Origin of the sequence: Streptomyces sp. A1136, from assembly GCF_004795055.1 — a bacterium.
GTDB lineage: Bacteria > Actinomycetota > Actinomycetes > Streptomycetales > Streptomycetaceae > Streptomyces.
The window spans coordinates 230,012-243,716 of sequence record NZ_SSBJ01000004.1 but is presented as its reverse complement, the minus strand read 5'-3'; the positions used below and the strand labels follow the sequence as shown (position 1 = coordinate 243,716).

Annotated in this window: 13 protein-coding genes; 5 read left to right on the top strand and 8 right to left on the bottom strand. The window is 69.6% G+C overall.

Annotation, left to right across the window (positions count from 1 at the left end; all coding sequences use genetic code 11):
- Positions 1-131 precede the first annotated feature (131 nt).
- The 3 genes from E6R62_RS39420 to E6R62_RS05960 all read right to left on the bottom strand — a co-directional run bounded on the left by E6R62_RS39420 (position 132) and on the right by E6R62_RS05960 (position 2,835).
- Positions 132-281, bottom strand: coding sequence for a hypothetical protein (locus E6R62_RS39420; RefSeq protein WP_168713983.1), 150 nt, complete (start codon positions 279-281; stop codon positions 132-134).
- A 38-nt stretch (positions 282-319) separates the two neighbouring features.
- The gene (locus tag E6R62_RS05965; RefSeq protein ID WP_136212095.1) at positions 320-1,144 is read right to left on the bottom strand and encodes a hypothetical protein; all 825 of its coding nucleotides are present in this window, start codon (positions 1,142-1,144) and stop codon (positions 320-322) included.
- Positions 1,145-1,281: 137 nt separating this feature from the next.
- On the bottom strand, positions 1,282-2,835 hold the full coding sequence (locus tag E6R62_RS05960; protein ID WP_136212093.1) for an alpha-L-arabinofuranosidase B: 1,554 nt from the start codon (positions 2,833-2,835) through the stop codon (positions 1,282-1,284).
- A 554-nt stretch (positions 2,836-3,389) separates the two neighbouring features.
- On the opposite strand from E6R62_RS05960, the gene E6R62_RS05955 reads away from it, so the two are divergent.
- The 5 genes from E6R62_RS05955 to E6R62_RS05935 all read left to right on the top strand — a co-directional run bounded on the left by E6R62_RS05955 (position 3,390) and on the right by E6R62_RS05935 (position 7,034).
- Positions 3,390-4,085, top strand: a complete 696-nt coding sequence (locus tag E6R62_RS05955; RefSeq protein WP_136212091.1) for an MOSC domain-containing protein — start codon at positions 3,390-3,392, stop codon at positions 4,083-4,085.
- Between the two features lie 111 nt (positions 4,086-4,196).
- Positions 4,197-4,709, top strand: coding sequence for a DinB family protein (locus E6R62_RS05950; RefSeq protein WP_136212089.1), 513 nt, complete (start codon positions 4,197-4,199; stop codon positions 4,707-4,709).
- A gap of 299 nt (positions 4,710-5,008) precedes the next feature.
- The gene (locus tag E6R62_RS05945; protein WP_240801491.1) at positions 5,009-5,257 is read left to right on the top strand and encodes a hypothetical protein; all 249 of its coding nucleotides are present in this window, start codon (positions 5,009-5,011) and stop codon (positions 5,255-5,257) included.
- Positions 5,258-5,659: 402 nt separating this feature from the next.
- Positions 5,660-6,376 carry a hypothetical protein gene (locus E6R62_RS05940; protein ID WP_136212085.1) on the top strand — a complete coding sequence of 239 codons (717 nt, stop codon included), beginning with the start codon at positions 5,660-5,662 and terminating at the stop codon, positions 6,374-6,376.
- Positions 6,377-6,464: 88 nt separating this feature from the next.
- Positions 6,465-7,034 (top strand): isoprenylcysteine carboxylmethyltransferase family protein, encoded by a 570-nt coding sequence (locus tag E6R62_RS05935; RefSeq protein ID WP_136212083.1) that lies wholly within the window; start codon positions 6,465-6,467, stop codon positions 7,032-7,034.
- Between the two features lie 329 nt (positions 7,035-7,363).
- Here E6R62_RS05935 and E6R62_RS05925 read toward each other — a convergent pair whose 3' ends face one another.
- The 5 genes from E6R62_RS05925 to E6R62_RS05905 all read right to left on the bottom strand — a co-directional run bounded on the left by E6R62_RS05925 (position 7,364) and on the right by E6R62_RS05905 (position 13,393).
- Positions 7,364-8,488 carry an aldose epimerase family protein gene (locus E6R62_RS05925; RefSeq protein ID WP_136212079.1) on the bottom strand — a complete coding sequence of 375 codons (1,125 nt, stop codon included), beginning with the start codon at positions 8,486-8,488 and terminating at the stop codon, positions 7,364-7,366.
- Positions 8,489-8,594: 106 nt separating this feature from the next.
- Complete coding sequence (gene yjfF / locus E6R62_RS05920; protein WP_136212077.1) at positions 8,595-9,617, bottom strand: galactofuranose ABC transporter, permease protein YjfF; 1,023 nt, start codon at positions 9,615-9,617, stop codon at positions 8,595-8,597.
- Complete coding sequence (locus tag E6R62_RS05915) at positions 9,614-10,714, bottom strand: ABC transporter permease (protein ID WP_136212075.1); 1,101 nt, start codon at positions 10,712-10,714, stop codon at positions 9,614-9,616. The genes yjfF and E6R62_RS05915 overlap by 4 nt, the downstream gene beginning before the upstream one ends.
- Complete coding sequence (locus tag E6R62_RS05910) at positions 10,711-12,270, bottom strand: sugar ABC transporter ATP-binding protein (RefSeq protein ID WP_136212073.1); 1,560 nt, start codon at positions 12,268-12,270, stop codon at positions 10,711-10,713. Before E6R62_RS05910 ends, E6R62_RS05915 begins: the two co-directional genes overlap by 4 nt.
- Before the next feature lie 124 nt (positions 12,271-12,394).
- Complete coding sequence (locus E6R62_RS05905) at positions 12,395-13,393, bottom strand: ABC transporter substrate-binding protein (protein ID WP_136212070.1); 999 nt, start codon at positions 13,391-13,393, stop codon at positions 12,395-12,397.
- Between the last annotated feature and the right edge of the window lie 312 nt (positions 13,394-13,705).

Sequence of the window (13,705 nt, the reverse complement as noted above, 5' to 3'; positions counted from 1 at the left end):
ACGGTGGGCGACGTTGCCGTCCGGGAAGGGCCGCAGGACAGTTCTGGATGACGACCTGGAGGTCGCCGTCGCTGACCGCTGGCAATGCCCTCTTGGGGACCGCATGCGGAGCCGGCAGGCCGGACCGGCGGTCAAGCGACCGGTGCGTCCGGCACAGAGCCCGTACCACGAAGCTCGGCACCGGCGGCACGCATGACGGCGATCTCGTGGTCGATGTCGTACGCCTTGTCGTTCAGGTGCATGAGCAGCTTGCGTCTGCCACCCGCCAGGTAGGCGTACACGACCACATTGGGCAGGAACGCGCTCAGATCGGACCCTCTCAGCGGCTCGGGCCTGATGTCCTGGACCTCTTCCCAGGCCAACCGCCGTGTGCGGATGAGACGCGGGGCGGATCCGCTGCCCCCATGACCGTGGCCCTCGCCCCGACCGGCTGTGGGGCGAGCGCGACGGTCGCCGAGGTGGTCACGGCGTCGACCGCCACACCGCTGTGGAGCGCGGCGACGGCGGACGCCACCGACGTGGCCAGGAGGATCAGCGCGAGCGGCCCCCAGATCACCGGGATCGCCCACATGGGCCAGTCGTTGTTCGCCTGCGCCCACAGCGTCAGGAGGGCCGTCAGGCCCAAGGCAACGCCGTGCCACCGCACCATCGCCGCGGCGCGCGCGTGCCGGCGCTCGCGGCGGCGGATGAGTCCCCACAGTGATCCGACGAGGGCGGTCAAGCCGAAGGAGATGCAGGTGAGCACGCCCCCGAGCCGGTCAGCGGGCCGCCCCACCGGGCTGAACGTCGTCTGCTGTCGCCGCCTGTCGGCGTCCCGCACCTCGACGATCCGCCCGCGCCAGATGACGCCGACGACCGCGTCGCCTGGTTCCATTTCCGATACGACCGGATCGGCGTCCTGGAAGGTCACCGTCCAGGGCTTGCCGTTCGGCAGCGACAACCCCGCCTGCGGCTCCTTCCCCTTGGCGTTCCGGTGCACCTCCGCCCGCCGGACACTGAACTCCTGATCCCAAACGCATGCCGACGCCTCCACCGGCACGGAGGTACACACCGGCGAGGCCCGGAACTCACGTTCTCTTTCGAGCGCTCCGCGGACTTCGAGCGCCGACACCGCCCCCTCCAGCAGCGCCACAAGAGCGATCACCGCACGGGCCGGTCCTGGCACTCCGTCACGTCACGCACATGCCGCGGCCTGCCGCTGGGCCCGGACGCACGAATGGTGGGTGCGGCGGTGGGGCGGGAACCCGCTGCTTCCCGCCCCCGTACGCCGAACGGGGCGGCTCAGCTCCAGGGCTGGGCGACCAGCCAGCTGGTATCGGCGCCCCAACTTATGCTGCTGTCCCAGCTGTTGGGTCCTCCGTTGCCGGCGACGTAGACCGAGTAGTTGTAGTGGCGCACGTACTTCGTCGGGTAGTTCACCGACTGGAAGGAGTAGCCCGTCCCGCTGTTACCGGAGGTGGGACAGAAAGTCGCGTCCTGGGCGAACGCACTTCCCCCGTCGTCCGCGCCGAGGCGCAGTTCGAAGTTGTAGTGCCGGAGGAACCGGCCGGGTTTGTCGAGCGACTCGAAGGTGAGGCAGGAGCTGTTCGCCAGGCCGGCGCGGACGTTCCATGTCGCATCGGCTTTCAGGGCGGCCGGGCTTGCGGCACCAACGGGCGAGATGGTGACCTTGTCGTCCGCGTCGGCGTGGGTGAGGAAGTCGCGGTTGCAGCACGTGGTTGTGGCTCGCAGCGACACGCGTGAACCCGGGGTCAGGCTGCCGGTTTCGCCGGCGGCGCTGCTGTATCCGGTGGCGGCGATGTTGGCCTGGACGGCGTTCTCGGTGGTGTCCGACGGGTAGCCGGAGGTCATGACGCCCTCGTAGAAGGTGCCTGCCGAGCCCTTGCTGTTGTCACCGCCGATGCCGAGGATGATCGCACCCTCCTTGTGCATCGGGTTGTAGCCCGGCGCGTTGGGACGAGGCCCGCTGTAGTACGTGGAAAGGCCGCCCGCCTGGGCGTTGCCCGCGCGGATCGCCCACTGGTTCGGCGCCCCCTTGACTACCGCGGTCAGGAAGCGGTTGCTGACACTCGGGTCGTTGGCGTTGTACCGGGGGTCGACCCCGGAGAACAGGCCGTTCTCCAGGTCCGCCATCACCCACGGCCCGGCGCCGGAGCCGTAGCCCCAGACCTTGATGCTGCCGAAGTAGATCGCCTCCATGTGGCCGTTGCCGGTGTCGTTGCTGCTGGTCTCTGCGTTGCCGTAGTCGAAGCAGCAGCCACCGTTGAAGTGCGTTCCGTCCAGGACGGCGTACATGCCCTCGGGCTGGTCGTCGACCGCGATGCCGTTGGTGTGGTTGTTGCGATAGCCGGTTCCGGGCGCGATGTAGACGCCGTACGCCTTGTGACCGCCCACCGTGACCGGGGCCTCGACCGCGTTGGCGAGGTTGTCCGGTCCGCCGGCCGCCCCACCGGCGGGCGCCTGGGAGAGGTGGTTGCCCTTGCCGGTCTGGTCGTAGATGACGGTGATCACGCAGCTGGTGCCCGCGCAGAAGGCGTCCTGGGCAGCGGCATTGGCGTAGCCGCCTGGGCTGAGCACGCCGATGTCCTTCAGGGCGCCGTCCGTGGCGCGTTTGACCTGGTAGAGCGCGCCACGGTACGAACCGTACAGTGACCGCGTAGTGCTGTGCGCCGCCGCACAAGGGGTACCGCCCGCCGCGTAGATGTCACATGGCCCTTGTGTGGCCGCCTGTGAGGTGGCAGCCGTACCGGTGATGACCCCGGCGGTGAGTGCGACCGTCGCTCCGGCGGCGAGAAGGGTGCTCCGGGCACGGCTTATCAACTGATGGAAGGTCATAGCGAGCTCCTGCACGGGTGGGAGAGAGGCTTTGTTAGCGCTAACAATTCCCGCTACGAGCGAGGACGGACCGAAATTTCGATGGAGGTGCGCGGCCGTCCACGCCAAGTGGCACTCACTATCACCACCCGCTGACGTGGCGTCAAGGCCCGGCGCACGCAAATCAATACTCGCGAGGGCACCCACGAGGTAGGCCAAAACGTCCGTCATCCCCACGCATCACACCGGGTCCCGAGTCGGACCGGGGAGCGGCGCTCGGTTGCCCGGGTTGCGCGGGCAAGTCGGGACTGTCCTGCCGGGTAGACGCGCACGGGACGAGCCGGGGCCTCGCGCCGTGGTCCCCGCACCGGCGCGGTGAGAGGCTCCGACGCCCGGCAGGCAGCGCCTCGCGGGACGGGGGCCGCGACCGGCCGGCGACCAACAACGTCGAGTCACAAGCGGAACGGTCCGGGTCCGGCCCGTACCGTGCGCGCCTCCATCACGTCGCGCAGCGCCGCACCCTGCCCCTCGGGGCGCATCGCCGCAGGGCCCGCAGCCACGCACCGGTCCGACGCGTGAGCGGTTCGTACGGCTCCGTGCTCAGTGTCAACGTCGGCCGGGCCCGCGCGGTGCCCTACACGGACGCCCCGGGCGGCGCGACGGGAATCGACAAACAGCCGGTGGACGGGCCGGTCCGGGTGGACCCGGCAGGGCCACCCGGCGTCGCGGGAAGCGGAGTCAGCGGTGACGCGGTGTGTGACCCGCGCTTCCACGGCGGCGCCGACCGCGCCGTGTACGCCTTCGCCCGGGAAGAGCTGGACGACTGGCAGCGGGAGCTGAACCGGGTGTTGGGCAGCGGCTCCTTCGGCGAGAACCTGACCGTGCTCGGAATGGACCTCCGCCACGCGCTGATCGGAGAACGATGGCGGGTCGGCCCCGACGCCGTCGTGGAGGTGACCGGCGGACGCATCCCCTGCCGCACCTTCGCCGGCTGGCTCGGCGAGAAGGGTTGGGTACGCCGCTTCACTCGCGCCGGGTCCCCCGGGGCAATGCTCCGCGTCATCGAGGCAGGCGAGATCAGCGCGGGTGATCACATCACCGTCGTCCACCGCCCGGACCACGACGTGACCGTGTCCCGCCTCTTCCGCGCGGTGACCACAGAACGGTCGATGCTGCCCGACGTACTCGTGGCCGCCCTCTGGATGGAGCGCGAACAACTGGAGATCGCCCGGCAGTACACCGCCAAGTTGGCCACACGCGCCGACCGGTAGCCCACTCCCCCATGGGCGTCAACGGAGCCGAAAGCGGAATCCACCGGTAAGACGACGGGGAAAGGACTCGACTACACGATGGGGGGCGAAGTCGGTTGATAGCGTCAGTACATGACGGCTTGTGCGGAATGCGGTTTCGAATACGACCTCGCCCTGGCTCCCGGCGTCTCGATGCTCGCGAAGGGCCACGCGCGCGAATACGCGGACCTGCTGCGAGCCGAGCCGTCGGCGCTGCGGCAGCGCTCCTCGCCGCAGGTGTGGTCACCTCTTGAGTACGCCTGTCACATGCGCGACGTGCTGCTCGTCCAGAGGGAGCGGGTACTGGCCGCCCGGCGCCGTAGCACGCCGGTCGCCGAGTCCATGGGGCGCGACGAACGGGTCGAGCACGACGGCTATGCCGGGCAGGACCCGGCTGACGTCGCGCGCCAGCTCCAAGACGCGGCGCTGCTCTTCGGTGACGTTCTCGACCGACTGTCTCCCGCCGATTGGGACCGCACACTGGTATACCCCTACCCCGAGCACACGGAACGCCCACTGCGCTGGGTCGCCGTCCACACCCTGCACGAGCTGCGCCATCATCTGCTCGACATGAGTCGCCACCTGCGAAGCCACGAGGCGGGGTAGGCGCGACTCTCGCGGGATTCGCCCGACGTCGCAGGTCTGAAACTTTTCGACGGCAGCCCTGACGGGACTTGCGCACACGGCTGCCCGTGGGGGTGCCGTGCTGGGGGTCCCGGTCCGGCGGCGGTCCGCACGTGCCGACGCCCGACAGCCGGCTCACCGACTCGCACGGGCGCCTGCCGTGAGCCACTTGGGTGCGTGCGGTTGGTTCTGTCGGGCCTTTGAGTGATCAGCATGTTAGAGATATGGAGAGATCGTCTGAAAACAGGAGGTATGCAGTGATGCGTGCTCATCTTCTCCGCATGGCGGCTGTTGTCGGTACCGCCGCGCTCATGACCCTCGGCGGTGCCGCCGCGGCAAGCGCCGACGGCGGTGTAGGCAATGCGGGTATCGGTAACTCCGGCGTAGGCAATGCCGGTATCGGCAACTGGGGGGTCGGCAACGCCGGCGAGGTGAACGGGGGGCTGGGCAACGCCGGCATCGCCAACACCGGTATCGGTAGTGCGGGAATCGGCAACAGCGGAATCGGCAGCGCCGGTATCGGCAACTGAACGAGTCCTTGGGTGCCGTTCCGCGGTCGGGCGCCGATTGAGGGACTACCGCGCCGCTCCGGCGAGGTTCTGCGGCCCGCCCGCATGGTGTCCTCGGCCGCCACGACGCAGCCGGTTGTGTCGTGGCGGCCGAGGACGAGGGGCCGCCCGAGACGGTCCTGGGCAAGAACGGGTCGCCCCATCCGCAGGAGACCCCGATCGCGCCGGCCATCCCGAACCTGCTGGTCCCCGACCCCGGTTCCCTCCAAGCCGTGCGCCAGGAGCACACCCGGGTGCCGCCGCCCCTGACCCGACACCGCCCTGCGGGCCGTACGACAATCGGCGTACGGACCTCACCTAGGCTTCCGTGTGCTCCCTGCATACGTGGGACAGGGGTGAGCACCGAACGGGGAGTCGCGAGGCATGGTGCACAGGTACGACGAGGGATGGTCTGCTGCGCTCAGCCGCCGGGGTGTGATCGCGGCACTGGGGGCATTGTCGTTGTCGCCGGCCGGCTGCGGCTCGAATGGCGGAGGCGGCACCACCCCGCAGTCCGCGTCCACACGGATCACGGGCCCCTCCCCGGGCACGGCGAGCGGTGGAGGCGGCAGCGGCGATGGTAGCGGCGACCTGGTCGTGATGATCATGCGACACGGCGAGAAGCCCACCGGCGGCGAGGCCGGCAAGGACGACAGCGGCAAGCGGGACAGCCACTCCCTGACCGGCCGGGGCTGGGCACGGGCCAATGCGCTGCCACGTCTGTTCGACCCCCAGCCGGCCGCCGGCCTGGTGCGGCCCACGAGGGTGTACGCCGCCACCGACCAAAGCCCGGACGCCGGCGGCCACCGGATGCGACAGACCGTCACCCCGCTGGCCAAACGGCTGGGCCTGACCGTCGACCTCAGCTACGCCGAGTCCAAGGAAGCCGACCTGGCGGCGGCCGTCTCAGCCGCCTCCGGCCCCGTGCTGATCTGCTGGGAGCACTCCCGCATCCCCGACATCGTGAAGGCCCTCGCCCCACGGAGCGGTGCCCCCGCCACCTGGCCGGACCGCTTCGACCTGATCTGGGTCTTCACCCGCACCGCCGGAAACTGGTCCTTCAACAAGGTCGACGAACACCTCCTCGACGCGGACGCCTGAGTCCGGTCGTCCTCGACGGTGTCACTCGTCCGGTCCGGCCGGGGCGCCAGGGGGTGACGGGGCGATGTCGGGCTGGGACGCTGGAGCCATGCCTCTGTCGAATCTGCTCGCCACTGGGGGACTGTTGTTGTGGGTGGCGTACGAGGTGTTGCTGCGGCACCGTACGGACGCCACGGCCACCGACTGGCAAGGGGGTGACGACGACCGGGGCAGTACCAGGCTTCTGCTGGGTTCCTACGCTGTCGCGGGGGCCGTCACCGTGGTGTTCACCCATATCCCGGCCGGACACCTCTCCACCGGCCGGCGCTGGATCGGGGTGGCCCTAATCGCTGTCGGTCTGGCCGTACGAGCCTGGGGCATGAGCACCCTGGGCCGTTTCTACACCCGCACCCTGCGCACCACCGAGGGCCAGCGCATCGTCCAGGAGGGCCCCTACCGGCTGATCAGACACCCTGGCTACTGCGGCAGTCTGCTGGTCTGGAGCGGGTACCCGCTCGGCCTGGGCAACTGGATCTCATGCGTCATCGTCACCCTGTTGTTGCTGTCCGCCTACACCTGGCGCATCAACGCGGAGGAGAAACTGCTGCTCGGCTCATTCGGCGAGCAGTACGCCCGGTACCAGGAGCGCACGAAACGCCTGGTGCCCTTCTTGTATTAGCCATCACCGGCGCCGTGCTCACTCGTGCCCTATCCGGTTCGGCCCCTCCGGTGATGGCGGACCTGCTTACTCCCGTCGGCCAAACGCCGATCGGCCCGAGGCCGGGAGGCCGCTCCGCCGGTACCGGGCCGGGGCGGCCACGACCCTCCTGCGCCGCCTCACCGGGGGGTGGTCGAGACGTTGGAACACGCTCTTGGTGACCACTCGGCAGAGGGCGAGGCGGCGGGAGCCCCGATAGGGGCCGCGTATCGTCTGGACCCCGCCCCCGGGGATCGCCCCTCCCTTCCGGAAAGCCGGGCAAGCGTCGCTGCCGCGCCCAGGACGCTCCCTCAGGCGGGGACCGTGGTGAAGCTGTGGATGGTGGTGGACCGGTACACCTCCCCCGGGCGCAGCAGGACGGACGGGTAGTCGGGGCGGTTCGGGGAGTCGGGGAAGTGCTGGGTTTCCAGCGCGACCCCCGCGTAGGCACGGTAGGCACCGCCTGCCTTGCCGATGACGTCACCGGTCAGGCCCTGGGCGGTGTAGACCTGGATGCCCGGTTCCGTGGTGCGCACCTCCATGCGGCGGCCGGATGCGGGGGCGTACAGCACGGCGGCCTTGCGAGGACGGGATCGCGGGGCGCCGTCGAGGACCCAGTTGTGGTCGAAGCCGCGTCCGGCCGGCGCCGCTTGGGCATCCGTTTGGGCCAGGACGTCGGCGAGCCGCCGGCACCGGCGAAGGTCGAACGGGGTGTCGTCGACCGGGCGGTGGGCGCCGGTGGGGATCAGCTCGGCGTCGACGGGGGTGTAGAGCGAGGCCCGCACCTGGAGATGGTGGGACAGCACGTTGCCGCGCCCCTCTCCTTCGAGGTTCCAGTAGGCGTGGTTGGTGAGGTTCACGACTGTCGGCGCGTCGGCTACGGCCTGGTAGGACAGGGTCAGGTTGTCTTCACGATCGAGCGTGTAGGCGACGCTGACGTCAAGGGCACCGGGGAATCCCTGGTCGCCGTCGGGGCTGTGCAGGAACAGGCGGACACCGGTGCGGTGCGCGGAGTGGAAGGGTTCGCACCGCCACTCGCGCTGGTCGAACCCGTCGGGCCCGCCGTGCAGCGTGTGTCCGTTGTCCTGGGTGGCGAGCCGGTGGGTGACGCCGTCGACGACGATTCGGCCGCGTGCGATGCGGTTGGCGTAACGTCCCACCGTCGCCCCGAAGTAGCGTGCGGAGCCCTCGGAATCGGCGCGGTCGCGGGCGGCGAGCACCACGTCGGCGGGGTCGCCCCAGCGGTCCGGCACGAGCAGGGAGTGCAGGCGGGCGCCGCGCGCGTGTACCTCGGCGCGGGCTTGGCCGGGGAAGCCGAACCGCCACCTCTCCCCCGTTCCCGCGTCGAAGGTGCGCAGGGGACGGCCCGTCCGCGGCCAGGCGGCGGTCTGCCGGGGCCGGGCGGTCCGGTCGGCGGATTCGCGTGTGTGTTCCATGGCGGTGTCCCTGGAAGTCGGTCCGTCGGGGCGCCCGGAAGGAAGCCGCCGTGATCGCGGCTCTTCGAAGGCGGTGACACGGGCGGATGCGCGCAGAAGCCGGAAGTCAGTCGGCGGCGGGCCGGCGCCCACCCATCAGCCGTTGCAGCACGATGAACACCAGCAGCAGGACCCCGATGACGATCCGGGTCCACCAGGAGCTGAGCGTGCCCTGGAAGTTGACGACCGTCTGGATCATGCCGAGGACGAGCACGCCGAGGGCGGTGCCCAGGACGAAGCCGGAACCCCCGGTCAGCAACGTGCCGCCGATCACGGTGGCGGCGATCGCGTCGAGTTCCATGCCCATGGCGTGGAGGGCGTAACCGGAGAGCATGTAGAAGGTGAGCAGCAGGCCGCCGAGTGCGGAGCACAGGCCGCTGACGGCGTATACGACGATCTTGGTGGAGCCGACCGGAAGACCCATCAGGCGCGCGGAGGACTCGTTGCCGCCGAGCGCGTAAACGGTACGGCCGAAGCGCGTGTGGTGAAGGACGACGAAGGCGAGCACCAGCACGGCCAGGGCGATGACGACCGGGATCGAGACGAACAGTCCGCCCGGGCCGTACAGCCGGGTCTGCGCGATCCGCACCGTGGTGGGGTCGCTGATGGTGATCGATGCGGTGCTGATCGTGTAGCAGAGCCCGCGGGCGAGGAACATGCCGGCCAGGGTGACGATGAACGGCTGGATCTCGAAGGTGTGGATGATCCAGCCCATAAGCGCCCCGCCGGCGGCGCCGACCAGCAGGACCAGGGGGATGACGGTGGCCAGGGGCCAGCCGTGCGACTCGACCAGCCAGGCGGTGAGCATGGTGGAGAGGGCCACCATGGAGCCGACGGACAGGTCGATGCCGCCGGTGAGGATGACGAAGGTCGCGCCGACCGCGACGACCAGCAGGAATCCGTTGTCGACCAGCAGGTTCAGCACGACTTGCGCGGAGAGGAAACCCTCGTAACGCACCGATCCGACACCGAACATGACGACCAGCAGGACGGCCGTGACGATCAGTGGGATACGGGTGCGGGTGCGCGGTGACACGGTCGCGAAGGGGCGACTGAGGTGCGCGGCGGCGCTCGCGATGACGGTACTCATGCACGTACCTCCTGCTGCCGCGGGGCGGCGCCCGCCGTGGTGTGGGAACGGGGAGTGGTGGTCCGGCGGCGGCGCGCGGCCTTGGCCCGGAAGGCCGGGGACTGCACGAGGCAGACGACGATGACGACGAAGGCCTTGAAGACGAGGGTGGTCTCGGGTGGGATGCCGAGGGTGTAGACGGTGGTGGACAGGGTCTGGATGATCAGGGCACCCAGGACGGTGCCGCCGAGGGAGAAGCGTCCTCCGGTCAGGGCGGTGCCGCCGACGACGACGGCGAGGATCGCGTCGAGTTCGATCCACAGCCCGGCGTTGTTGCCGTCGGCGCTGGAGACGTTGGAACTGATCATCAGTCCGGCGATGGCGGCGCACAGGGCGCTGAAGACGTAGACCAGGGCGAGCAGGCCGCCGGCGCGGATGCCGACCAGCCGGCCGGCGGTGGGGTTGCCGCCGATGGACTCGATCAGCATGCCGAGTGCGCTGCGCCGGGTGAGGACGGCGGTGAGCGCGATGAGGACGGTCGCCAGGAGGACGGCGAACGGGAAGGTCAGCCAGTAGCCGCCGCCGATCATCTTGTAGGGCCCGCTGGTCACCGTGACGATCTGGCCGTCGGTGATCAACTGGGCGACGCCGCGACCCGCGACCATGAGGATCAACGTGGCCACGATGGGCTGGACTCCCAGCCCGGACACCAGGAAACCGTTGGCGAGACCCAGCACGAGGGCGACGCCGAGCGCGAGGGCGACGGCCGTGAGCACGGTGGCGACACTGCCGGGACGTGCGGCGGTGGAGAGGTGCCCACAGGCGACGGCGCCGGCGATGGCGACGGTGGAACCCACCGAGAGGTCGATGCCGCGGGTGGCGATGACGAGGGTCATGCCGAGCGCCACCAGGGTGAGGGGTGCGCCGAACTGGAGTATGTCGATGAGGCTGCCGTAGAGGTGACCCTCGCGTACACGGACGGAGAAGAAGTCGTGGTGGAAGGCGAGGTTGCCGAGGAGCAGCGCGAGCAGGATGAGCGACGGCCACAGCAGGCGGTGGCCGGCCAGCCGTCTCCCGATTCCGCCGACCGCCTCGGAGGTGGCGGGTTGGTGGGTCATGAGTCCGCTCCGGTGGCGATGGTCGTGAGGATCCGTTCGGGCGTGACGGTGTCGTCGTTCGTGAGGGTGGCGACCATGCGGTGGTCGCGGAGCACGGCGATGCGGTGGCTCAGGCGCAGGACCTCTTCGAGTTCCGCCGAGATGAACAGCACGGCGGTGCCGTCGCTCGCCAGGTTGGCCACGAGTTTCTGGATCTCCGCCTTGGCCCCGATGTCGATGCCCCGGGTGGGTTCGTCGAGGATCAAGAGCCGGGGCGCGGTCAGCAGCCAGCGCGCGAGGAGGACTTTCTGTTGGTTGCCGCCACTGAGGTGGCGTACCTGCGCTTCGGGGTCGGCGGGGCGGATGTCCAGGGCTTCGATCCAGTGCCGCGCCAGTTCGTCCTGTTTCCTGCGGGGCAGCGGCCTGGCCCAGCCGCGGGCGGCCTGTAGGGCGAGGACGATGTTCTCGCGGACCGTGAGTTCGCCCACCAGTCCCTCGGACTTGCGGTTCTCGGAACAGAACGCGATGCCTCGGGCGATGGCCTGGCGGGGGGTGCGCAGGGGCACCCTCTCGCCCTCGATGCTCACTTCTCCGGCGTCGGCGCTGTCCGCGCCGAACAGGAGCCGTGCCACCTCGGTGCGGCCCGAGCCCAGGAGGCCGGCGAGTCCGATGACCTCGCCGGGATGGATGTCGAGGTCGTACGGTTCGATCGAACCGGTGCGGGCCAGCTGTCGGGCCTGGAGGAACGGCCGACTGGTCGCCCGTTCTGCCGCTTCCGCATGGGCACGGTCGGAGAGCCGGTCGAGGCCGGCCAGTTCTCCGCCGATCATGCGCTGCACCAGCGTCACCGGCGTGAGTTCGTCGATGGGGTACTCACCCTCCAGGCGGCCGTTGCGCAGGATGGTGACGCGATCGCAGAGATCGAAGACCTGGTCGAGGAAGTGCGTGACGAACAGGATGGCCACACCGCGATCCCGCAGGCGCCGCACCAGGGCGAAGAGCTGGGCGACCTCCTCGCGGTCCAGGCTGGAGGTGGGCTCGTCGAGCACGAGCACCTTCGCCGAGACGTCCACCGCCCGCACGATGGCGACGAGTTGTTGCACCGCCAGGGAGTGCGAGCCGAGCAGAGCGGTGACGTCCAGGTCGAGGTCCAGTTCCGTCAGCAGCTCGGCCGCCCGCCGGTGCGTCGCGGACCAGTGGACGAGACCGAACCGCCGCGGTTCGCGCCCGATGAGGATGTTCTCGGCGACCGAGATGTTCGGGCAGAGGTTGACCTCCTGGTAGACGGTGCTGATTCCGGCCTGCTGCGCCTGGACGGGATTCGCGAACGTGTTCGGCCGGCCGTCGACGAGGACGGTGCCGTCGTCGGCGGTGTGGACACCGGTGAGCACTTTGATCAACGTGGACTTCCCGGCGCCGTTCTCGCCCATCAGGGCGTGCACCTCACCGGGGAAGAGCCGCAGGGCGACTCCGTCGAGGGCGAGCACGCCCGGGAACTGCTTGCGGATCGCCAGGGCTTCCAGGACCGGCGGCGGGCCGCCGGTGTCAGTGGGCCGCGGGGTGGACGGGGATGCCATCGACCCTCCTCTCGTGGGTGGGTGGTGAGCGGGGCTCCGGACGGTGCAGGGGACACGGGGGCTGGACCACCCGCCCCCGGCGACGGAACGTGCCGCGTCGGGAGTCCCGGGTAGGCAGCGGGCGTCAGTAGTTCCGGGTAGGCAGCGCGGCCGCGGCCTTGTCCTGCGGGAAGACGCCCTCCACCGTCTCGACACGAGCCGGCACGCTCTCCCCGGCCGCGACCTTCTTGGTCAGCTCCATCAACTGGTCACCGAGCAGCGGGTTGCACTCCACCACGACGTTGATCTTTCCCTCGGTCATCGCGACGAAGGCGTCCTTGATCCCGTCCACCGAGATCACCTTGATGTCCGTGCCGGGCTTCTTCCCGGACTCCTCGATGGCCTGGATGGCGCCGAGCGCCATGTCGTCGTTGTGGGCGTAGAGGACGTCGATGTCCTTCTGGGACTTCAGGAACGCCTGCATGACCTCCTTGCCCTTGGCGCGGGTGAAGTCGCCCGACTGCGAGGCGACGATCTTGAACTTGGCGTCGGCGCGGATGACGTCGGCGAAGCCGGCCTTGCGGTCGTTGGCGGGTGCCGAGCCCGTGGTGCCCTGGAGCTCGACGATGTTGACCGGGCCCTGCTGGTTCGCGTACGCACCGGTCAGCCACTCGCCCGCGGACTTGCCCTCCTTGACGAAGTCCGAACCGAGGAAGGTCTTGTACAGGGAGGTGTCCTTGGTGTCCACGGCGCGGTCGGTGAGGATGACCGGAATGCCCGCGTCCTTGGCCTCCTTCAGCACCGTGTCCCAACCGGACTCCACGACCGGCGAGAAGGCGATGACGTCGACCTTCTGCTGGATGAAGTTGCGGATCGCCTTGATCTGGTTTTCCTGCTTCTGCTGCGCGTCGGAGAACTTGAGGGTGATCCCGGCCTTCTTCGCCGCCTCCTGGACGGACTTGGTGTTCGCGGTACGCCAACCGCTCTCGGCGCCTACCTGGGCGAAGCCGAGCGTGATCGGGCCGTGGGAGGCCTTCTTGGCTCCCGAGGAGGTGGTGGGGGTGGGGCTCTCGGTCGAGCAGGCGGTCAACGCCGAGGAGGCGAGAAGGGCGGCGGTGAGGACGAGAGCTGCTCTGCGAGCCATGGCGAATGTCCTTTGCGGGGTGCACGGAAGGGATCTATGGGAAGGCGCCGCACGGCCGAGGGGCTCCGGGCCGCGGGCCGGGGGCCGGCCGGGTCGGGGTCGGGGCGGCGTCGGGTCGGCCGCAAGAAGGGGTGCGTCGAATTGTTAGCGTTAACAAGAGAGGTTCTCAACCCCCCTGCGGGGCGTTATCCGTCCGTTACCGCGCCGATGGGACTGAGCTCGACCACGTCCCGCGAGCCTCTTGCCCCCGACGTTGTTAGCGCTCACACTAATGAGAGACGGGAGTGCCCGGCACGCCTAGGTCTCGACGCC

Bases quoted from the DNA above. Each gene is read 5' to 3' on its own strand.
- E6R62_RS05960 (WP_136212093.1), bottom strand. From the start codon at position 2,835: ATGACCTTCCATCAGTTGATAAGCCGTGCCCGGAGCACCCTTCTCGCC.
- E6R62_RS05950 (WP_136212089.1), top strand. From the start codon at position 4,197: ATGACGGCTTGTGCGGAATGCGGTTTCGAATACGACCTCGCCCTGGCT.
- E6R62_RS05945 (WP_240801491.1), top strand. From the start codon at position 5,009: ATGGCGGCTGTTGTCGGTACCGCCGCGCTCATGACCCTCGGCGGTGCC.
- E6R62_RS05940 (WP_136212085.1), top strand. From the start codon at position 5,660: ATGGTGCACAGGTACGACGAGGGATGGTCTGCTGCGCTCAGCCGCCGG.
- E6R62_RS05935 (WP_136212083.1), top strand. From the start codon at position 6,465: ATGCCTCTGTCGAATCTGCTCGCCACTGGGGGACTGTTGTTGTGGGTG.
- E6R62_RS05925 (WP_136212079.1), bottom strand. From the start codon at position 8,488: ATGGAACACACACGCGAATCCGCCGACCGGACCGCCCGGCCCCGGCAG.
- yjfF (WP_136212077.1), bottom strand. From the start codon at position 9,617: ATGAGTACCGTCATCGCGAGCGCCGCCGCGCACCTCAGTCGCCCCTTC.
- E6R62_RS05915 (WP_136212075.1), bottom strand. From the start codon at position 10,714: ATGACCCACCAACCCGCCACCTCCGAGGCGGTCGGCGGAATCGGGAGA.
- E6R62_RS05910 (WP_136212073.1), bottom strand. From the start codon at position 12,270: ATGGCATCCCCGTCCACCCCGCGGCCCACTGACACCGGCGGCCCGCCG.
- E6R62_RS05905 (WP_136212070.1), bottom strand. From the start codon at position 13,393: ATGGCTCGCAGAGCAGCTCTCGTCCTCACCGCCGCCCTTCTCGCCTCC.